Genomic DNA, 20094 nt, shown 5'->3' with positions numbered 1-20094 from the left:
TTCATGGATTCCGCCCTGATCGAACAACTGACCGCCGCAGCCGAGAGCGACGGTGTACTACAACTTGTCGTCGGTGCTGTCGTCCAGCACAACGGCAAGGTACTACTGCTTCAACGCCCCAAGGACGACTTCATGGGCGGCATCTGGGAACTGCCCAGCGGCAAGGTCGAACCCGGCGAAACGCTCGATCGAGCCCTCATCCGAGAGGTGCAGGAAGAGACCGGTCTCGGGGTCATCGCCGCGGACACCTATCTCGGTAGCTTCGACTACCAGTCCGGCAGTGGCAAGAAGAGCCGCCAGTTCAACTTCGCCGTCGATGTACAGAGCCCGGAACCGGTCGAGCTCCAGGAGCACGACGCCTACACCTGGACGGCGCTGACTGAGGAAACGCCGGTCACCGATGCCGTCCGTCAAGTACTGACCACGTATCAAGGGCTGTAGCACTCTCGCAGCATGCACTGGCATCAGTGTCACTCAGCTCAGAGAACATCTGCTTACCCACAGAGATGGTGTCCTCGCTGGTGGCCGGTGAGCAGTGGTTCGCGGACTTGGCCGACCAATCCCGCTTACGATCACGCGCAGGTCGTATTCATCGCGTGCGCCGGACAGGACTTCAGTGCGGCGGTCGGCCTCGGCGTCCAGATTTCGGCGGTGGTCTCGATGCGCTTTTCCAGTTCCGCGATGCGTCCGGCGTTGTCGTTGCCCCGGTCCAGGCGGGCAAGGACGGTGGAGTCCTCGTAGGCGGCGATGACCTTCTCCGCGACCCACATCTTTGGTGGTGATGGGCAACGCTTCCGGCGCCGAAGATAGCGGAGATCTGCGCATCCACACCGAGACCCTGCCTCTGCATCGAGTCGTCGAAGCACACCGTCGCATCGAATCCGGTTCCACCACAGGGAAACTGGTGCTCGAGGTTGCATGCTAGGCGTCGCAGTCACCGCAATGGGGGCGTCGTCTCCGTTCGAGGACGCCGCTATCATGGGAGGCCTGCCGTCGAGACCGGATCTCCACCAGGGCAGCCTGCTGCGATCTTCGTCCGGGTTCAGCGCTCGTCGTAGAGGGCTGCGATGGCCGTCTCGCGGATGGCGGTTTCGGCGCGGTCCCAGGACCAGCCGGCCTCGGCGACGAGCGTGCGCCAGCCGTGCGGGCCGAACCAGAGCCAGAGCAGGTCCGCGGTCTCGGTCGCCGGATAGCGCGGGCGCGGGGTCAGTGTGTGCAGATGGTCGGCTGCTTCTCGCAGCGCCGCACGGGAGTTGCGGGTGGCGCGCTCCCAGAGCGCCGCGCCGTCCTCGTGGACCGGCAGCGCGAGGCGGATCGCCTCATGCACGGTGAACTGTGACTCGTTGCCGAAGCGGGTGCCCGCCGCCAGCGCCGCGAGGACCTCCCGCGGCGTGCGCGCATCCAGCACCTGCCGCATCGCCTCCTCGGAGCGGCCCGCGGCCACCCCGGCATCGATGATGCGATCCATGATCTCGCGTTTGCTGCCGACGCTCGCGAACACAGTCTTGGGTGAGATGCCCGCCGCGGCCGCGATATCCGCGACCGTCACCAGGCCGTACCCGCGCTGCCCGAACAGCTCGGTCGCGGCTCGCAGGATCGCCTCGCGCGTCTGCGCGGCCGCCTTCTCCCGCAGCGGGGAGGCATAGGCGCGCTTGCTGAGCATGGCCGCCATCGTACCCATCGCGCATATTGGATACATCTTTCGCGAATTCAATAGGTCCGCGATAGGCTCAATTCGACGAGGCGCACCGCCCACCGACCCTCACCGCCAGGAGTTCCCATGGCCAGCAACGCCATCGATAGCGTGCATTCGCTGTTCAAGGTCATCGAGACCGGCGACCCGGTGCTCGCCGCCGAGGTCGTCGGCGCCGACTTTCACAACCGGGAGGCAGTCAACTCCCCGGTCTCCTGCGCGATCCCCGGCCCAGCCGGCGTGCTGGCCTCCAGCGCCTGGATGCGTTCCGCGTTCACCGGCCTGCGCTTCCCCGTCCTGGACACGGGCGTCGACGATCAGCGCGGCCAGGTCTTCGTCCGGGTGCACATGCAGGGGCGGCACACCGGACCGTTCGTGCTGTTCAGGGACGAGAAGCTGGACAAGATCATCCCGCCCTCCGGCCGCGAACTCGATTACGAGCAGATCCACCTACTGACGGTGCGCGGCGGGAAAGTTATCCGCCACGAGGCCGTCCGTGACGATATGACCATGCTCGGCCAACTCGGCGCCTTCCCGCCGACCCCCGCCATGGCCGCGCGGCTGGCCATCTGGAAGCTCACCGGCCGCGACCGGCGTGCGGCGGACGCGGTCTCGGCAAGTGCGGCGGAGGCGGCGAAGTCGGTGGGGTAGTAGTCCGCGCGAGTCGGCAGAGCCATGAGCGCGGCCCGGTCGTTCGGCAGTTCGGGAGAGATCCCACCGGGCCCGTGCGCGGCGTCGCGGTTCGTCAGCGGCAGGTCCAGGTATTTGTCGAGTACGGGGTCGGCGTGTGCCGACAGGGTCGTCGCCGACATGCTGGCCACCATCGCAGCAACTACCACTCCGACACGCACCAACAGGCCAATTCCCATGGGGGCGAAACCCTTTCGCATACTCGAGCGGGACAGCCGCGCCGAACATACCAGGGCCTCTTCGTTCGCGGCCTTGCCAGCGTAGCTTCGATATTCTCGAATCGGGCCCAGGCTGGATAGGGCAAGCCATGGGCGGCACCCAGAACTCGCCGACGCCCGTGGCGGCCATTCACATCATCCGGTGCGCCTGCAACGACAACCTGATGTCGATGCCCCCTGTCCGTGACTTGGCCTCCGCCGCAACCACATACCGGGACAAGGCATCGACGTCCGGTGCCTGTGGTTTTCACGTCGGTCAAAGGCGCAGGTCGATCACTCAGGTCTTATGTACCGCTGAAATATGGTATGGTACATGAATAATGGCAAGATTGATTCTGGCGAGCGGCCTGACCATGGCACGCCCGGACAGATAGCCACTGTGTCGTGGCGCGATGTGTATCTCGCTGTGGTGCAACGTAGTTCATGATCAGGATGTCGCCGGCCCCGGTTCCTGGTGTGCGGGCGATCCGAGTCCGAACGGAGGCCGTCGTGGCCATCAACTCGGCCGGCAGTCTGCTTCGTAGGCATATGCCCGGGCAGATGTTCGCGGCCGTACCGGCGCCCGCGCTGGTGATCGGCGGGATGGTCGGTAGCGATCTCGGATCTGCCGTCGCCAAACATTTACTGGATCTGTCCGGCGCGGTCACCGCCGCGGCCGTACGGCTGCTGTTCGCAGGGGGAATCGCGCTGCTGATCTGGCGGCCCAGCCTTCGCATCGATCGGGGTGCGCTGCCCGCGATAGCGGGTCTCGGCGCCAGCATCGCGGTGATGAATGTGTGCTTCTACGAGGCGATCCGCTACTTACCGCTGGGCATGGCGGTCACCATCGACTACCTCGGTCCCCTCGTTGTCGCACTGGTGAATTCGCGTCAGCGATCGGATCTGGTGTGGGCGATGTTCGCGGCGGCCGGTGTCGTACTGCTGACCTGGGCCGGTGGGTCGGTGTCGTGGGTGGGCGTGCTGTTCGCGCTCGGGTCGGCGGGCTCCTATGGCGGTTATATCGTCTGCAGTGCGGGGGTGGGCAGGCGCACCAGCGGTCACAGCGGGTTTGCGCTGGCCATGATGTTCGGTGCGTTGCTCTCGCTACCGGTCGTTGTCCTGCACGCGAATGTCCTGTTGTCCCATCCTGTTGTATCGCTGAGCGGGTTGGCGGTCGCCGTGGTGTCCTCGCTGGGTCCGTTCTTGGCCGAACTCGAAGCGTTGCGCCGCATGCCGACCTCGGCATTCGGCGTGCTGATGAGCGCAGATCCCGCCGTGGCCGCCGGCGTCGGCCTCCTGACGCTGGGCCAAGAGCTGCATATCGTGCAGTGGGCGGGAATCGGGCTCGTCGTCATGGCATCCATCGGATCCATCCGAGCTGCGCGTCCGCTGCCGACCGGATCGAGTTACGAGAGTGCGATTGTGCGGTACTGGGCGGGGAGCCCGATGATCCCGATCCGCGCCCTCGTCCAGGCCGGGCACCAACACCCGGCGACCGGATCGTTCTTCGGCTAGTGGGTGGACTCAAGGGAGTGTAAAAGAAAGGCCGTGATCACCGGGATACCCGACGTGATATCGGCGGGCGATTCAGACTGGGCCCACCATAGGAAATGTCGGCTGGTTCGGGTGGTGTGCCGGACTGTCTGGGCCGGTCACGACTCGAATAGGCCGCCGGAGGCTCGATGCGGATATTGGTAGTCGAGGACGACGACGGGGTGGCCGATGCGCTGCACGAGGCGTTGGTCATGCGCGGATACGACGTCGTTCGGACGCGGCGTGGTGCGGATGTGCTGACCACGCATCGGGACTTCGAATGTGTCTTGCTCGATCTCGGTCTGCCGGATGTCGACGGCATGCAGTTGTTGCGTCGCCTGCGCACGGTGAGCTCGATCCCGGTGGTGGTGCTGACCGCCGACAGCGATGAGCGGACGGTGATCCGGGCGCTGCGCAGCGGCGCGGACGATTACATCGTCAAACCACCGCGCATGGGCGAGTTGGTGGCCCGGATGGAGACCGCCACCACCTCGCATCGGGGCGTGTCGATGAGCCAGTCCGTGGACGCCATCGTCGTGACAGACGATGTGCGGGTCGATCTGGTGTCCCGTGAGGTGGCGGTGGCGGGGCAGTCGGTTCCGTTGACACAGAAGGAATTCGAGCTCGTTCGTGTGCTGACCGAGCATCCCGGGAGTGCGATCAGCCGCCAGCAACTCATGGATCGGATCTGGGGCGATGCCTTCTTGGCGGTATCGCGCTCGCTGGATGTGCACATCTCGGGGTTGCGGGCCAAATTGAACCGGCCCGGGCTGATCACCACGATCCGCGGCTACGGCTACCGCTGGGGCCCACCGGGACCGATCGGCTCCGGTGAGTGAGGCCGTTGTGCGCCAACGGCTTCTGATCGTGTTGACGGTCTTCGCGGCGATCGCGGTGCTGGGCTTCGCAGTACCGCTGGCGCTGTCGGACGCGGCGAATCGGACCGAGGCGCTGGTCTCGCGCGGATCCAGCGATGTCGATCGTTTCGCGGCAATGGCCGAGGCCGCGACCACTTCCGGCGATGACTCCGCACTGGCCGAGGCGGCGAACAGGTTTCACGCCATGGGCGGCGATCCGGTGTTGATCGTCGACGCCACCGGAGGTCCGATAGCCGATGCCGGAGTGAATCCGCGAGATCCGGCTGTCGAGAACGCGTTGGTCGCCGCTCGCCGAAACGAGACCGCGCGACTTCCGGAGCGATTGACCCCGTGGAGTTCCCGCTCGGCGCTGTTCTCCCGGCCGCTGGGTCCGGACCCGCGGGCCGGCGGTGCGGTGATGATCGAGGCGTCCACCGATCGGGCGCGCGCGGATATCGCCCGGGACTGGACGATGATCGGATCCGCCGCCGTCATCGCCATGATGGGGTTCGGACTGCTCGCGGTCGGGTTGAGCCGGTGGGTCGTGCGTCCGCTGGGCGGCCTGAGCAGGGCGGTAGCCGACCTGACGGCGCTGCTCCCCGCACGCACGGCGGTAACCGATCGAGCGCCTCGGCCGGGTTCCCTGGCCACCGAGCACGGGGGCCCACCCGAGATACGGGCCTTGGCGGAATCGTTCGATGCGATGGCGTTCGCCATGGCGGATTCCGTCGACGCTCAGCGCAGACTCGTTGCCGATACCGCGCATTCGATGCGGAATCCGCTGTCCGCCATGGCTGTTCGTCTGGACTCTCTGGAGGCGGTGGTTCCGGCGCCCGCGGCGGCGACGTTGCGCGGCGCCCAGGCCGAGGTCGACCGGCTGATCGGTCTGCTCAACGGGCTGCTGAGCCTGGCGACGGCGGAGACGCCGCGCGGGTTCGACACCCCGAACCCGCGTGACGACACACACTGCGATGCCGTGTCGGTCGTGGCGGACAGGACCGATGCGTGGCGTGACGCGTACGACGAAGCCGATCGCCGGTTGTGCTCGCCGGTCACGGCCTCGAGGGCGCAGGTCGCGGCCCCGGCCGATGCCTTGGCACAGATCCTCGATGTGGCGCTGAGCAATTCGTATCTGCACGCGGGCGCCGACGCCCGCGTCACCGTCTCCATCGCGGTCGAGCCCACGTCCGTCGTGGTGACGGTCTCGGACGACGGCAAGGGCGTATCCGAGCAGGAATTGCCGTGTCTCACACGGCGGTTCTACCGCGGCTGCGACGTGGACGGCGTCGGCTCCGGGCTCGGGCTACCGATCGCGGTGGCCCTGGCGAACAGGTACGGCGGACAGATCATGGTGGAATCGGTCCAGCCGCACGGGCTTTCGGTGGCGATCCGGCTCCCGGCGGTTGCGCTGCCATGACGTTCACGCCACGCCGGACTGCCGGTCCGGCTGCTGAGTGGCGGCGGGAGGTCCCCAGCGGTAACCGTAGCCGCGGATCGTGGTGATGAGGTCGGGGCGGGCGAGTTTGGCTCGGAGAGCGGAGATGTGGACGTCGAGGGATCGGGAGGTGGCCAGGAACGCGTTGCCCCAGACCCGGTCCATGAGTTGCTGTCGGCTAACGGCCGTGCCCGGTTGTTCGGTGAGGACCTTGAGAAGTTCGAATTGCGTGCGGGTGAGCTGGGTGGGCGAGCCGCCGATATCGAGATGGCGGGCGGGCAGATCGATACGGACGTCGCCGGTGGTGACCGTCGTTGTCGGCGTGGGGGTTCGGGTGGATCTCCAGACGGCCCGCTCGAGCCTGGCGATGAGTTCGCCGAGGCGCGGCGGTTTCGTCATGTAATCGTCGGCGCCGTTACGCAGGGCGCGCATGGCTGTGCGTTCGTTGGTATCGGCGGTGAGGACCAGGACCGGCAGCGGGTCCAGTTGGCGGAGTTGGCGCAGGAGTTGGATGCCGTCGATGTCGGGGAGTGTCAGATCCAAAATGACGGCGTCGTAGTTGTTGTGTGTGCGGAGCAGTTCGGTGCCGCGGGCGGTGAGGACGGCGTGGTGCCGATTGGCGGTGAGCGCGCCGACCAACGCGGTGCCGAATCCCTTGTCGTCGTCTACTACGAGTAGTCGCATGGTGGTCATGCCTTCGAGCCGGTGTCGATATCGCCCGTGGGGGAGTCATGGGCCTTTACAGTTTTCGTCGTCGCGGCGTATCGCACATCGAGCAGTACCGCCCGAGGACTACGTACGTAGTGGATTTAGGTAGGCCGTGCGGTGTCCGGGTGGTTACATGGGCTTATGGCCGTGCGATCATTCCCGGCGCCCTTGCCCGGTGCCCGAGCCGCCCGGCCGGATCAGGACGAGCGGTCTGAAGTCGTCATTCTTCTGTTCCGCGACAGGGTTTTCCGGACCGTGAGCGTCGGTTAAGGTGGATCCTCCAATGGTCGGACAATTTCTTGGGCGAAGCAGCGAGCTCGAGCGATTGCGGACTCTGCTCATGCGGTCCGCACGAGTGATCACGCTGATCGGCCCCGGCGGCATCGGAAAGACCCGTCTGGCCGAACAGGCCACTCGGCAGTTTCACGCCGGCACGCGGGTGCCTGTCTTCTGGGCGCGGCTGGCCCGAGTGACACCCGGCGCCGATTGCTCGGCGATCGAGGAGGAGGTCGCCCGGCCTATCGTCGGCACCGACTTTTCCGATCGATCGAGCTGGGATGCTCTCGTGGCCGGGCTTCGGCGTACCGATGCGGTGGGGCGGCATCTGCGCGTGATTCTGGTGCTGGACAACTGTGAGCATATTGTGGACGCGTCATCGGATCTCATCGCTCGTCTGGTGGTCGAGGTGCCGGGCCTGACCATTGTCGTGACGAGCAGGGAACCGATCGGCTGGATCGATGAATATGTCGTGCGAGTGCCGCCGCTGTCGGTCGACGACGCCGCGGAGCTGTTCATGGGGCATATGAAGGCCGCAGGATACGATATTCCCGAGGAGAATGCCCCGGAGGCGGCGGTGATCCGGCAGATATGCCGGCATGTCAACAACAATCCCCTGTACATTTCGCTCGCGGCCGCGCGATTGGCGGATCGGTCACTGGGGGATATCTGCCGGGAGCTCGGTGGAGACGCCGGCGATACCCGCCTCGCTTGGGATTCTTCCGCCGAAGACGACGGGGATGCGAGATCCCATCGTATGGTCGATGTGCTCGATTGGTCTTACAGCTTGTGCGGACGTGATGAGCGTCTACTGCTCGAGCGTCTGTCGATATTCGCGCCGGGCGATGATTCGGACTACGGCGGTGTCGCCGTCGATACGATAGCGATGGTATGCGCCGACGAGGCGGCCGAATCGCCGGATGCCAGTGTTCTCGCTCCCGGCGATATGGACGATCTCCTCGAGACACTCACCCGGCGCTCGCTGGTGAATGTGAACGAAGGGGACGGGGAAGCACGATATTTCCTGCCCGAGTGCGTCCGGGTCTACGCGCGGAATCGGTTGCGGGAACGCCCGGCCGAGGTGATTCGGATACAGCGGCGGCACGGTGATTACTATCGGCGACGGCTGAGGGAGCTGCAACGCACCACATTACCGGCCGACGAGAATATGGTGGACTGGATCAGGAAAGAGTGGAACGACATCGCGCTCGCCGTGGAGGCCGGACTTCAGCAACCGGAGGACGCGGTCGCCGTTCCGGACATAGCCGTCGCATTGTTCGCTCTCGGATTTCCCCTCGTCCGCGGGCGCATGCGCGAGTTGCGGAATTGGTCGTGGCGGCTTCTTCCCGGTGTCGAGGCACGGTGGTCCTGCCCACCCGAAGTCGTGGTCATGGCGAACAACGTCCTGTCGTGGCTGGCGGCATGTCAGCGTGAATATCGGATGTCCGCCGAATTGCTGGATCAGGCCGTGCGGGCTCTGCCCGGGGGCATCGGCGCGCCCGAGTGGCGGCACACCACGGATATCGATATCGGCCTGCCGCCGCTCGTCGAATACGTCTGGGCCACACAGTTGCTGATGAGTGACGGCGATCCCGCTGCGGTCGTGGTCGCCGCCCGCGCCCGCCGTAAGATGTGCGCGGCGGGAAATGCCAACGGGGCCTTCGTCTCCGGATTGGTCGAGACGCTGGCGTACGCCTGTCTCGGATCGCCGGATGTGGCCTCGGAGCGCGCGCAGCGGCAGTTGGACGAGGCCGTCGCCACGGGGATCGAATGGCTGATCGGGGAGGCCGAGCAGGCATGGGCGATCGCCGCGCTCAGGCAGGGAGATCCGGACGCGGCATTGGCGGCCGTGCGCCGGGCCGGGGAGCGGCAGCGTGTTCCGGGTGACTATCCGGTGCGGGAGACGGTGGTGGAGATCGAGGCGTGGGTGACAGCGCGAATCCTGGCTGACGGCATGGAATCTCGGGTCGGCGACCAGGCGCTGGCGTCCCGGGCCATCGACCTCGCGACGCTGGCGGGGCGGCGTCGCCGGGCGTGTGAGGCCGCGGGGATAAGGAACGTCGGCGAGGGCTACTTCAACGGGTGGACCGAGCGCGCATTCGACATCGCCCGCCAGGTGCTCGGCGCCTCGAAGTACGCCGGCGCCGAGGAGACGGGGTATCGGCGGGCCACCGGAAGTGCGTGGACCGCAACCTCCCCGGCCGTGGTTGGCATGGCCGCCGAGGACGACGACCCTTCACCGGAGGCGTCGCGCTGGGGTCGATTGACGTCGACCGAACGGCACATCGCGGTTCTGGCGGCGGCGGGCTGGAGCAACACGGCGATCGCGGGCTATCGGGGGAAATCCTTCAGGACGGTGAATACCCAGATGGCGGCGGTTTTCCAGAAGCTGATGATCCACTCACGCCGTGAGGTCGTCGCGCACATTCCCGCGGAGTTGATGGAGGAGGTGAACACGGCGCGGGCGCGTAAACCGTCGTCCGGCCATACCAGCGCAGGCACGGTGAGCCGGGTATGAGCGGCTTCGTCGGACGCGGTCCCGAATTTCGCCGGATCAACGAGCTGCTTTCGCGCCCAGCGCAATTGGTGACCCTGGTGGGTCCGGGCGGTATCGGCAAGACCCGCCTGGCCGAGGAGGCCGTAGGGCGCTATCAGCGGGAGACCGCGGTACCGGTCCATTGGGTTCGCCTGGCGCTGCTGGACAAGAGGTCGAGTACCCGGTCGGTCGAGGAGGAAGTGGTCAGGTCGGTCGTCGAGAGCGACTTCTCCGACCGTTCCGGCTGGGAATCCCTGATCAGCAGGCTGCGCCGCACCGACGGAGCCGGCCGGGAGTTGCAGACGATTCTGGTGCTGGACAACGTCGAGCATGTGCTCGACGCGGTCGCGGAGGTGTGCACCCGGTTACTGGCCGCACTGCCCGCCCTGACGATCGTGATGACCACACGCGAGTCCCTGGGGTGGATCGACGAGTACGTGGTGTCGGTTCCGCCCCTGTCGGATACGCAGGCCGCCAGACTCTTTCGGGAGCGGGCCGAATTCACCGGTCGCGACGTCGCCGACTCACCCGACGAGATCTCGATGGTTAGGCAGATCTGCCGCCGCGTCGACAGCTACCCGCTGTACATCCGCCTGGCCGCGGCGCGCCTGCTGAACTCCTCCCTCGCGATGGTGCTGCGCGATCTGAGCGGCGGTCCGTCGGATCGGCGGATGCGCTGGGAGGGGCCGCGGGTGGGCGGCGACCAGCGACATCGACGGGTCATCGACGTCATCGGCTGGTCGTACGAATTGTGTTCCGCGAAGGAGCGATTGCTGCTGGATCGGATGTCGGTGTTCGCCGCCGGACACGATATTTCCGCCGCCGATGCCGACCCGCGCATCACCCGTGTCGGCGTCGATCTGGATGCGGTGGTGAAGATCTGCGCCGACGATACGCAGGACGGTGATCCGCTGGACGAGTCGCGTCTGCGCGAGCAGGACATCGAATCGCTGCTCAATCGTCTGGTCGAGCAGTCCCTGGTCATCGCCCATATCGGCGAGAAGTCCGTGAGATATTCACTGCTGGAAAGCATTCGGTTGTTCGCCGCGCAGCGGCTCGAACAGCGATCTGCCGGCGGGCGCGACGAGGTATCCCGGATGGACCAGCGTCATCTGGACTACTACCGCGATATGGTGCTGGCCGCGGAGTCGGAGTGGTTCTCCGCCGCCGAACAGTCCATCCAGGACTGGGCCTGCGCATCGTGGGACAACATCATCGCCGCGATCGAGCGGAGCTCCGGCAGTGCGATGAAACCGGTTGCCGGACTGGAGATATCGTGCGGTTTGACCGCTCTGGGAGTCCCGTTCTCGATGGGCGCCTTCCGGGAGATCCGCCGCTGGATCGAACGGACGCTGTCGGCCGCGCCGCAGGCGCCGCGCAGGCTTCGGTTGCGCGCGCTGTGCCAGCTGGCCTGGCTGATGACCTGTCAGGGGATCCACGAGGAGGCGCGCTCGGTGCTCGGGCGTGCCGTGGCGCTGTGCCTGGATGCCGAGACCGCGGCTCGATGGCGGGAATCGCCGGAGTCGGACTTCGGGTTGCCCGCCATCGTAGAATTCGTCAGTGGGGCGGAACTGCTTCTGGCACAGGCAGATTCGCGGGCGATCATCGTGCTCGCCAGGGCACGCGAGCATATGACCCGACTGGGCAGTTCCGGCGGCGCCGCCATCGCCGAACTGCTGGAGGCGGAGGCCGCCGGCTATGTCGGAACCGCCGATCAGGCGCTGGAGGCGTCCTATCGACACCATCACAACGCGGTCGCGGCGGGTGCGTCCGGTGAGATCGCACGGGCACTGTTGACGGTGGCCGTCGCCGAGCTGAAATTCGGCGATCCGCGCACCGGGCTGGCGGCCGCGCAAAGGGCGGCGGCACAACAACTTGCCGTCGGTGACAAGTGGACCCCGGCGTGGGCGCTGCAGATCCAGATCTGGGCGCGGGCGCACATCCTCGCGAACGCGGTCCGGGACGGCGTCGTCACGGCCGACATCGAGGCGCAGGCCGTGGATATCGCCAGGCTCATCGGTGGTTACGAACGCCTGCGCGAGATGTTGTTCGTCGATATCGACGAGTTGGGGCCCATGGCGATCGAGCAGCACGGCGCGCGAGATATGGCCGGATCTGTGCTGGGGGATGAGCGTTTCGCGGTCGCCGAATCGGAAGGGCGGCAGTGGAGTGCGGAGTCCGGGGCCGTGCATCGCCTGGCGCTGGGGGTGCCCGCGCCGGTCGAACGGCCGGCGGAAGGCGTTCCCGAGGTCGCGCGACTGGGGGATTGGTCGGCGTTGACGGCGACCGAGCGCGATATCGCCACGCTGGTGGTCGAGGGCCGGACCAATCGGGAGATCGCGGACCGGCGGGGCAGCGCGGTGAAGACCGTCGATGCGCAGGTGCGGATGATCTTCAAGAAGCTGCGTATCCATTCCCGGACGGAAATCGGGCAGTTTCTCAAGGGACAGTAAGGTTTGCGGGTCTTTCGGTATCCGGTAGGTGAACCCGGGGTAGAAATTGTCTACCGAATGCCGACTGCGCCGATCGGATTCGGTCCGTCCGATCGAATATGGATGATACGAGTGAGCGACGACGAGCAGGGGTTCACCGATCGGGCCGTGGATCCGGACGGCACCGAACCGGAGGAGAGCCGTAGTCCCGATGTGGGGTTCACCCTGGCCGACGGTGTCGCGGACGAGGCCGTCGATTTGTCAGGGCTACAACAACTCTCGGACCCAGGGGATGGCGGAGCGCACGGGACGCAGCCGGACCTGTCGCACGGGGAGCGGCAGTCGCGCAGTCCGCAGGAGGCGGCCGTGTCGGCGCGGGACGACCGTGCGGCGGGACGGCACGCACGCCGGACCACCGACGAGTTCGCGCCGCTGCCGATCCTGTGGGCCCGGTGGGCCGTGCTGTCCGCGGCATTCGTCGCGGCCGGCTCGGATCGGGGGCCGCGAATCATGCCGTCGCTTGCCTGGTTCGAGAGCGCGCGGCGCAGCGGGTCGACACTCGTTGTGCTGCCGAACGATCGAGCGGTACTGTCCGGCGGCGCAGGGGAAGCGCCCGCACTCGACGACGCCGACAACTCCGGCGCGCCGCTGCCACGGCTGTATACGGGCGCACCCGAGTGGGTGGCCGATCCGGTGCTCAATCCACGCGCCCTGACCGGGTTGCTCTCGTTCTGCTACTGGTGGGACAGGGGCGCCTGGCATTGTGCGCAGTCGCCGCCCGCGGCCGAATGCGATCGAGCCGTACCGGGTGTGTGGACCGCCGACACGGTCGCCGGGATCATCACCGGCCTGATCGGCAGTCCGGGCGAGGAGCTTCGCGATGCCGTCGCGGACCTGGTGGCGGCTGCCGAGATCGGCGTGGTCACAAGGGAATCGATGCGAGCGGTCTTCGGCGACGCGAGCGGCTACGACCTCGACGGTGCGCTGTTTCAACTGACGGTCGCCGGTGTCATGGCGACGCTGCCCGAACCTTTGCCCGAATCGGATGCGGTCGGCCAGGTCCGCGGATACATCGTGGCGCGGGGTTTCGACACCAGCGGATATCCGCTGTCGGAACTGACCGCCGACCGCGTCAGCTGCGGCTGGATGGTGTACGTCCCGGTGCCCGTCGGCCGGGTCGCCATCGGCCGCGCGATCTTCTATGTGGCCGATGACGGTGTGCTGGAACATTCCTCGTCATCGGTGGCGCCGTCGCTGTACGTGCAGGGGTTCGAGCGGCGTTATCGGAAGCGGCAGACGGCGTGAATATCCCGGCGATCGACAGACAGGAGACGCGCAATGGCCGATGAGGTGAGAGTCCAGGCCGCACGAATGCGGACCGTGGCGGATCGGATCGCCGCGACGGGGACGCAAGCCGAGGATATTCGTACTCGACTGCGGTCGCAGGCCACGCCGCTGGAGGACAAACCGGTATTCGGTAACGACAGCACCGGCACACAGATCCGTTCGAGCTATAACCCGACCAAGGATTCCATTGTCGACTGGCTGGGCTCGCTGTCCAAGACCCTGGCCGGACCGGGCGGTTATGCCGCGAAGTTGCGGGAGGCGGCGGACGCTCTGGAACGGACCGACGAAGGTTCCGCCGGGAATATGAAGAGTATCGCGGCCGGAGGTTGACAGAACCATGGAACCAGAGTTCGCGGTCGAGCCTCCCGTGGAATTGATGCGCGCATTGGAGGGGACGCTCGAATCCATGCAGCGCGCATATCGGAAGATTGCCGCGTTGACCGCGACGGCGTCGGCCGCCGATGGGCGGGTGACGGTCTGTGTCAACGCAGAGGGCGTCGTGATCGAGTGCCGATTGTCCGACGATATCGGCGACCTGACGTTCGATGAAATCGGGGAAGCCTTCACCCGGGCGGCGCAACAGGCCGCGAAAGATGTGCGCCGGCGGTCGGGCGATGTACTCGCACCGGTGCAGCGGAGTGTCGATGAGAACCTGGTCGGATACGACGAGGACTTCTTTCCCGGCCTGTCGGAATTCATAGATTCGCTGCCGAAACGCGGCACGATCTCCACGGCCCCGCCGGGTGCGGCCGACAGGGGTTCCGCGCCGGATTCCGGCGACGGCTCCACCACGCCCGGCCCCGTGGAGTCCGCATGGTGAGGCTCCAGAGGTAGCCGTGTTCTTCGTCGGATGGTCTCAGGTCGTTCGGGTCCTCGCCCTGGGTCAAGCATTGCCGAATGCCTACACCACCGACTACACGAACGGAATGGGCGAGCTGCGTCAGGTGTGGAGCGAGATCGCGCCCCTGGTCGAGGGTCTCGGCACGGACCTCGAGGCAGCGGTGGGCGATGTGCCGGCGGCCTACGAAGGAGCGGGCTCCGACGCATTCGTGCACTCGATGAGGTCGCTCTTGCGCGGATCGTCCGCCCCCGATGCGGTGGCCGACAGCATTACCCGGTTCGCGGCCTGGCAGGGCGACGAGCAGGACAGCGTGCGCCTCGCGGGTGATTCCGAGGTGGCCATCGCGGTACAGACATTGTGGATGGCGATTCGAGCGGTCTTGGCGTTGTCGAGCACCCTGTTCGGCGACGCGGCAATTCCCGGCGTGCTGGCGCTGATATTTCTGCTGGGCAAGAAGGGAGTCTGGGCTGTCGCGCTGAAATTGGCGGAGAAACTGGCCGAGGATGGCGCCGAGGCGGAGGCCGGGCGGGTCGTCTCGCTCCTGGTGAAGTTGGGTTCGATGGCGGGGGTTCTCGGCTCGAAGGCCGCATTTCGCGTGCTCTTGCAGGGGCTCGGCGGCGCGGCGTTCGAGGCTCTGCTCGAACAGAAGGACACCGGATCCATCAGCCCCGGTAATGTGGCGAAATCCGCGGCGTCGTGGGCCGGCGGCGCGCTGGTCGGCGAGGCTACCGGCGGCCTGCTGAGCAAGGTGTGGACGCCGCAGACGTTCGCGGGCACCCTCGGATTCGGTCTGATCACAGGGACCGGCTATTCCCTGGGAATGTCCGGGGGTAATTTCGCCGCGCAGGTGGGCGGCCAGTTGATCGACACCGGCCACGTCGCATTCGGCAAACTCAGCAATCCGCTCACCCTCCAGTCGCTGGCGCAGGGAATGGCATTCGGCGGGCTCGGCGCGGGGCATATGTACACCGAGATACGAGGCATGCGGGCCGGGTCGGATGGCGCTGCGGCGGGCCGGATGCCGGCGGATGGCACGGTACCCGGACCGGCTGACGGCACGATGCCCAAGCCGGCTGGTACCGATGTTTCCCGAACGGTCCCCTCGTCCGACCACGCGGACGCTACGAACGGAAACGGGTCCGGTGCGGGAGTCTCCGGGACCGGCGGCTACACCGGGCGCAACGGAACATCGGATGAGGCCGGTGCTCCGACAGGGGGTTCGGGGCAGGATGGTGCGGCGAATTCGTCTGGTCGGTCCGCGCAGCCGACCGTGGGCGACAAGAGCGGCGCATCGAGTGCGTCGAGGCAGGCTGGTACTCCGGATCCGAGCAACGGTGCGAAGAAAGGGGTTTCATCCTCGGAGAGTGCACCGCGTGCGGGAGACGCCGAATCGGCTGCGAGAGGGGAGGTCTCCGGAAAACCCGCGCCCGTTCGCGCACGCGATGTGAGCGATTCGGCTCGCGAAGCTGCTGGACAGGATGGCTCGGCGCCCGTGGCCGTGACCGCCGAGAGTGGTCTGGCAGCGGGGCATTCCGGCGCAGCCGGACCCAGCGGGGCGCCACATGACGAAACCGTGACGAACGATGGAACCGCCTCCGCCGGAACCACTTCCAGGATGGTTGCGGGTGACCCGGCGAAGGCGCCGGAGAGCAGTGCCACGACGATGCCCGAGACCGTTGTCGGTCATGACGGCGAACAGGCGACAGCGCAGCCGCAGGAGCTAGGCGTCGACGGCCAGGGCGCACCTGCCGGTCACGAAGCCGCCGATTCGGTTGTCGACACCACGGGACACAGCCCGAATCTTGCTGGCGTGGTGGAGTATTCGCACGATACTGTGCCATCTGACATCGCCGGACCCCGGGTGCGGGAGATGAGTCAGGCGCTGGATCAGGCGCGGGCGGACCATCAGGGAACTGTGGACGCCACAGTCACCGACCAGGTGGACGACGCACGACAGCAGGCCGCAGCAGAGGGCAAGCCGTTCGCCCCGGTAGATGCCGAGGCGCAGGCGCTGGGCCGGGCCGCCGACGATACGGAGGTGCTGCGTACAGGCGCGTCACTCCGTAGTGCCGAGTCGGCATACCGGGCGGCGATCTCCGACCGCGACACCGCGGGCTCCGCGCGCAACGGCACTGCCAAGCCGGATACTCCAGGGGCACAGGAGCATTCGTCCGGTCGTGCACCTGAAAAGCTGGGTGACGGCCACGAAACCGCACTGGATGCGGGACCGAGCCAGGGGCGCTCCGCCCGGTCGGCGGGAGATGCCGGAGCGAAGCCGGGCACCCAGGAGGACGGGAAATATGCCGTGGCGTCCGGCGACGCCGCACGACCGGGTGAATCGGAGACCGAGGCCGAGGGGACCCGTCCTGCCGATGCGGACAGGAGGCCGCTGTCGGATCATCTGCGCGAGGAACTGTCCAGGTTGCTCAGTTCCTCCGATCCACACCAGGAAAGGCGCAGGGATAAGGCCGAGGCCGCGGTACAGGATCTGCGGGCGGTCGGTGAATCCCGGCGTCCGGGCGACAGGTTGACGATGTCGCAGGCTTGGCGGTATCGGCGTGCGGCGATCCGCGTGCTGGACTACTACCGATCCGAGCAAGTGGGCGAGACGATGGCCGCGCTGTCGGGTGAGGATCTGGCGCAAATGCACCAGGGCGCGCCCGAATTGGAGTCGACGCTGGCGACGATCGAGACGGTTCGCCGAGCGACGATCGGCGCGGATATGAAGGGCGGCAAGATACTTCGGTCGAACCAGCTCACGGCGGTGTTCGGCGGCGACGACGGTGTGATGCTGCAGATGCGGACGGCTCAGGGCAAGACGTTCGTCTCGTTGGCGCTTGCGCTGCGGGTGGCGTCCAGAGACGGTGTCGTGCAGGTGATCACGTCGAACGAGACGCTTGCCGATCGGGCGATGTCCGAGGAGGGGTTCGCCGCCGCGGGAAAGCTGTTGGACTACAGGGTCATCCGATGGGACCCGCACGAGTCGCCGGGGGAGTCGGACAAGCCCACGATCATCCTCATGACCCATGACGAGAATATCGCGAGCCGGTTGTACGGAAACGATCCGCCGGGGCGTTTCGCCATTGTCGACGAGGCCGACCGCGTTCTCTATTACAACGACACTCCGCACTACCTTCGTGAGGGTAGTGGTATGGACCAGGAGTCCCCGCACGCGGATGCCTGGAAGACCATGCGCGAATTCTTCGTCGAACACAAGGTCACCGAGGTGGACCGCGCCGGGTGGACCGACAAGGATTTCGGTATCACCGAGCGGACATTCGGCCGCTTGGATGAATTGCGTTCCGGTCGCCCCGACGTGACCGATGATACCGTCGCCCGGGCTGCGCGATTGTGGGGCGCCGAGAAGTACGATGATCCGGATCGAGAATTCACGGCCGGTGAGAAGAATATGTTCATTCGAACCGCCGACGCCGAGTATATGGTGCCCGAGCGGCAATATGGAGTGCATACGGATCCCGGCGGTAGGAAGCTGATAGAGCTGCTCGACGTCGACGGCAAACCACTGCGTGATCCCATGCGCTCATCGCAGAGCGAGTGGCAGGATGGCCTGCAACAGGCGGTTCAGGCCAAACATGACGCCTTCATCACCATGGAGGGCGATCTCGCGCGGACCACGGTGATGACGAACGAGCAGTGCTACAGCAGCGCGAATTACGATACCGTGGCCGTCATGTCGGGCACGCTCGAGGGCGCCGCCGGGGATGCGATCGCGGACAGGTATCCGGTGAACGGATTCATGCGGATCAAGGACCATTTCGCCTCACGTCTGGAATCGGGGCGAATGGTCTGGAAAACCGACGAGGAGATGTATGCCGACACCCTGAGCGCCGTCATGGAGGCGCATCACGACGGCCGCCCGGTAATCGTTCATCCCGTGCACAACGATATGGTCGAGACTTTCGCCCATATGCTGACCGAGGCCGGTGTGAAACCGGATTTCGTTATCAACAGGGAATTCTGGGACAAACATGAAGACATGACATGGGTTCGGTCGCGGGAGAACGCCGACTGGTTCGATCCGGACAGGCACGGTCCGATGGTCGAGTCCGGGGATGCCAATGGGCTCGCCCGCGAACACCTGTTGCACATCCAGGGGCAGGCCGGTGACAGGGGAAGGGTGACCGTCGCCAAGGGACTCGGGCGGGGCGCCGATATCAAGCTCGGTAAGGGGGTCCGTGAGCTCGGCGGTCTCCGAAGCGTGCAGTTGGGTCTCGATTCGGAGGCGGCGGCCGAGAACGAACAGCGCCCGGCACGTGCCGCGCGCAACGGGGAACCGGGCGACGCCTACCAGGCCGACTCGCTGCGAAACCCCATGTACACGCAGACAAGGGATCTCGGTGTGCACGTGGCGGTCGTCCACTACGCCACCACCGACAGGGCCGTCGCCGAGGCGGCCTCGGAGCACTTCGAAGCCAGCGCGCGATACGACGCGGCCCGGGCGTTCGCGGACACGGACAGGCCTGCCGCCGATGCCGCATCCGAGCGGGAGACGACCGCCCACTCACTTCGGGCGGCGGAACGCGGACTCGCTACGGCGCGAGCCCAGCATGCCGCCGCCACGGACGACATGGTTCGGAAGGCGCAAAAGGCCGCGGAGGCTCACACGAGCCTGGTCCGCGCCTTGCGCCGCAACGCATCTCCCCATGCCCCGCCCGCTGCGGTCTCGTTCGTGGCGCCAGTCTCCGATGCGGATCGAGCCGAGATCTTCCATGCCACCGCCGCGGAATACGCCGATCCCGCCGAGACCGCCGGCCTGCCCGCCGTGGAAAGGACGCAGCGGCAGGAATTCTTCGGAAAGGTCGAGAGCGCCTATGCCGCCGCGCAGACCGGCGACACACGGGCCTATGCGACGTTGGCGGGTTTGGAGGTCGAAGCCGAAACGGACGGCTGGTACTCACCCGCCGAGGGCAGCTGGCATATATCCGGTGCGAGCCAGGACATTCGGACGGCCCAGACCGTTCGAACGGCACCGGGAAACCAGTGGACACAGTCCGCGGCCGAGGGTTCCGCCGCGGCCCGCGAATCAGTGTTCTCCGCCCGGCTCGTCACAACTCTCCGGGAACTTCCGCACATCCTTGTCGCGCAGCAGAAGAGCGCGGCCACCACAGCCCTCGTGATGCGTCAGCTGACCCGGCTGACCCAGCTGACCGAGTCCCGTGGATCGCCCGGCCTGCTGCTCGGCTATGCCGTGGGCTCGATGGCCTGGACCCGCGCGTGGAACGAACTGTCCTCTCTAGTCCCCGAACCGGATGTCATCGCGAAACTGGCCACCCCCGACGGTTTCTCCGCGGCCATGCGAACCATTGACGCGACAGCCGACGAACGTAAGCGCATATCGGCCGCCGCTGAGGAATTACGGTCGGCGACAGCCTCTTTACAGGCCACCGACGATCTGCTCACCACACTGGGCGTGACCGCCGCCACCGGATCCCTGAATGCGCGGAACGGATCGGACGGAATTCCCGGCAACCGGTATGCCACCCAGCCTGGAAGTGGTTCGGGCGGCGCCGGTTTCGAGGGCACCGCGG

At 66.5% G+C, this 20094-nt stretch carries 15 protein-coding genes; 12 read left to right on the top strand and 3 right to left on the bottom strand.

Translation table 11 applies throughout. The annotated features are described in order from the left end of the window. Window positions 1–3 precede the first annotated feature (3 nt). Window positions 4–441 carry an NUDIX hydrolase gene (locus tag JZ791_RS32275; RefSeq protein WP_216899654.1) on the top strand — a complete coding sequence of 146 codons (438 nt, stop codon included), beginning with the start codon at window positions 4–6 and terminating at the stop codon, window positions 439–441. Window positions 442–572: 131 nt separating this feature from the next. Here JZ791_RS32275 and JZ791_RS32270 read toward each other — a convergent pair whose 3' ends face one another. After that, window positions 573–770 (bottom strand): hypothetical protein, encoded by a 198-nt coding sequence (locus JZ791_RS32270; RefSeq protein WP_216899653.1) that lies wholly within the window; start codon window positions 768–770, stop codon window positions 573–575. An 11-nt stretch (window positions 771–781) separates the two neighbouring features. On the opposite strand from JZ791_RS32270, the gene JZ791_RS46885 reads away from it, so the two are divergent. Then, a complete protein-coding gene (locus JZ791_RS46885) occupies window positions 782–925 on the top strand; it encodes a zinc-binding dehydrogenase (protein ID WP_216899651.1) in 144 nt (47 codons plus the stop codon). A gap of 117 nt (window positions 926–1042) precedes the next feature. Here JZ791_RS46885 and JZ791_RS32260 read toward each other — a convergent pair whose 3' ends face one another. Continuing rightward, window positions 1043–1681 carry a TetR/AcrR family transcriptional regulator gene (locus tag JZ791_RS32260; protein WP_216899649.1) on the bottom strand — a complete coding sequence of 213 codons (639 nt, stop codon included), beginning with the start codon at window positions 1679–1681 and terminating at the stop codon, window positions 1043–1045. Window positions 1682–1780: 99 nt separating this feature from the next. Here JZ791_RS32260 and JZ791_RS32255 point away from each other — a divergent pair, with 99 nt between their 5' ends. The 4 genes from JZ791_RS32255 to JZ791_RS32240 all read left to right on the top strand — a co-directional run bounded on the left by JZ791_RS32255 (window position 1781) and on the right by JZ791_RS32240 (window position 6387). Then, a complete protein-coding gene (locus tag JZ791_RS32255; RefSeq protein ID WP_216899647.1) occupies window positions 1781–2344 on the top strand; it encodes an ester cyclase in 564 nt (187 codons plus the stop codon). A gap of 746 nt (window positions 2345–3090) precedes the next feature. Beyond that, the gene (locus tag JZ791_RS46635) at window positions 3091–4095 is read left to right on the top strand and encodes an EamA family transporter (RefSeq protein WP_308163201.1); all 1005 of its coding nucleotides are present in this window, start codon (window positions 3091–3093) and stop codon (window positions 4093–4095) included. A gap of 167 nt (window positions 4096–4262) precedes the next feature. After that, the gene (locus JZ791_RS32245) at window positions 4263–4952 is read left to right on the top strand and encodes a response regulator transcription factor (RefSeq protein ID WP_216899645.1); all 690 of its coding nucleotides are present in this window, start codon (window positions 4263–4265) and stop codon (window positions 4950–4952) included. Further along, the gene (locus JZ791_RS32240; RefSeq protein WP_308163199.1) at window positions 4945–6387 is read left to right on the top strand and encodes a sensor histidine kinase; all 1443 of its coding nucleotides are present in this window, start codon (window positions 4945–4947) and stop codon (window positions 6385–6387) included. The genes JZ791_RS32245 and JZ791_RS32240 overlap by 8 nt, the downstream gene beginning before the upstream one ends. Window positions 6388–6390: 3 nt before the next feature. On the opposite strand, the gene JZ791_RS32235 is transcribed toward JZ791_RS32240, so the two are convergent. Continuing rightward, window positions 6391–7089 carry a response regulator transcription factor gene (locus JZ791_RS32235; RefSeq protein WP_216899672.1) on the bottom strand — a complete coding sequence of 233 codons (699 nt, stop codon included), beginning with the start codon at window positions 7087–7089 and terminating at the stop codon, window positions 6391–6393. Between the two features lie 307 nt (window positions 7090–7396). Between JZ791_RS32235 and JZ791_RS32230 the strand changes: the two genes are divergently transcribed. The 6 genes from JZ791_RS32230 to JZ791_RS32205 all read left to right on the top strand — a co-directional run. Beyond that, the gene (locus tag JZ791_RS32230; protein ID WP_368858348.1) at window positions 7397–9907 is read left to right on the top strand and encodes a helix-turn-helix transcriptional regulator; all 2511 of its coding nucleotides are present in this window, start codon (window positions 7397–7399) and stop codon (window positions 9905–9907) included. Then, complete coding sequence (locus JZ791_RS32225; RefSeq protein WP_216899642.1) at window positions 9904–12378, top strand: ATP-binding protein; 2475 nt, start codon at window positions 9904–9906, stop codon at window positions 12376–12378. Before JZ791_RS32230 ends, JZ791_RS32225 begins: the two co-directional genes overlap by 4 nt. A 111-nt stretch (window positions 12379–12489) precedes the next feature. Next, window positions 12490–13662: a hypothetical protein gene (locus tag JZ791_RS32220; RefSeq protein WP_216899640.1), complete on the top strand. Its 1173-nt coding sequence runs from the start codon at window positions 12490–12492 to the stop codon at window positions 13660–13662. 33 nt (window positions 13663–13695) lie between these two features. Continuing rightward, window positions 13696–14034, top strand: a complete 339-nt coding sequence (locus tag JZ791_RS32215; protein ID WP_216899639.1) for a hypothetical protein — start codon at window positions 13696–13698, stop codon at window positions 14032–14034. Between the two features lie 7 nt (window positions 14035–14041). After that, on the top strand, window positions 14042–14524 hold the full coding sequence (locus tag JZ791_RS32210; RefSeq protein WP_216899637.1) for a YbaB/EbfC family nucleoid-associated protein: 483 nt from the start codon (window positions 14042–14044) through the stop codon (window positions 14522–14524). A 16-nt stretch (window positions 14525–14540) separates the two neighbouring features. Next, window positions 14541–20094, top strand: a 5554-nt coding sequence (locus JZ791_RS32205) for a hypothetical protein (protein ID WP_216899635.1), incomplete at its 3' end; no start/stop codon positions are given.

The organism is Nocardia alni, from assembly GCF_019038435.1.
GTDB lineage: Bacteria > Actinomycetota > Actinomycetes > Mycobacteriales > Mycobacteriaceae > Nocardia > Nocardia alni.
This window is presented reverse-complemented; position numbering and strand designations above follow the sequence as displayed.

Coding starts and splice junctions, on each gene's coding strand:
- JZ791_RS32275 (WP_216899654.1), top strand. CDS start 4: ATGGATTCCGCCCTGATCGAACAACTGACCGCCGCAGCCGAGAGCGAC.
- JZ791_RS32270 (WP_216899653.1), bottom strand. CDS start 770: ATGTGGGTCGCGGAGAAGGTCATCGCCGCCTACGAGGACTCCACCGTC.
- JZ791_RS46885 (WP_216899651.1), top strand. CDS start 782: ATGGGCAACGCTTCCGGCGCCGAAGATAGCGGAGATCTGCGCATCCAC.
- JZ791_RS32260 (WP_216899649.1), bottom strand. CDS start 1,681: ATGGGTACGATGGCGGCCATGCTCAGCAAGCGCGCCTATGCCTCCCCG.
- JZ791_RS32255 (WP_216899647.1), top strand. CDS start 1,781: ATGGCCAGCAACGCCATCGATAGCGTGCATTCGCTGTTCAAGGTCATC.
- JZ791_RS32245 (WP_216899645.1), top strand. CDS start 4,263: ATGCGGATATTGGTAGTCGAGGACGACGACGGGGTGGCCGATGCGCTG.
- JZ791_RS32235 (WP_216899672.1), bottom strand. CDS start 7,089: ATGCGACTACTCGTAGTAGACGACGACAAGGGATTCGGCACCGCGTTG.
- JZ791_RS32230 (WP_368858348.1), top strand. CDS start 7,397: ATGGTCGGACAATTTCTTGGGCGAAGCAGCGAGCTCGAGCGATTGCGG.
- JZ791_RS32225 (WP_216899642.1), top strand. CDS start 9,904: ATGAGCGGCTTCGTCGGACGCGGTCCCGAATTTCGCCGGATCAACGAG.
- JZ791_RS32215 (WP_216899639.1), top strand. CDS start 13,696: ATGGCCGATGAGGTGAGAGTCCAGGCCGCACGAATGCGGACCGTGGCG.
- JZ791_RS32210 (WP_216899637.1), top strand. CDS start 14,042: ATGGAACCAGAGTTCGCGGTCGAGCCTCCCGTGGAATTGATGCGCGCA.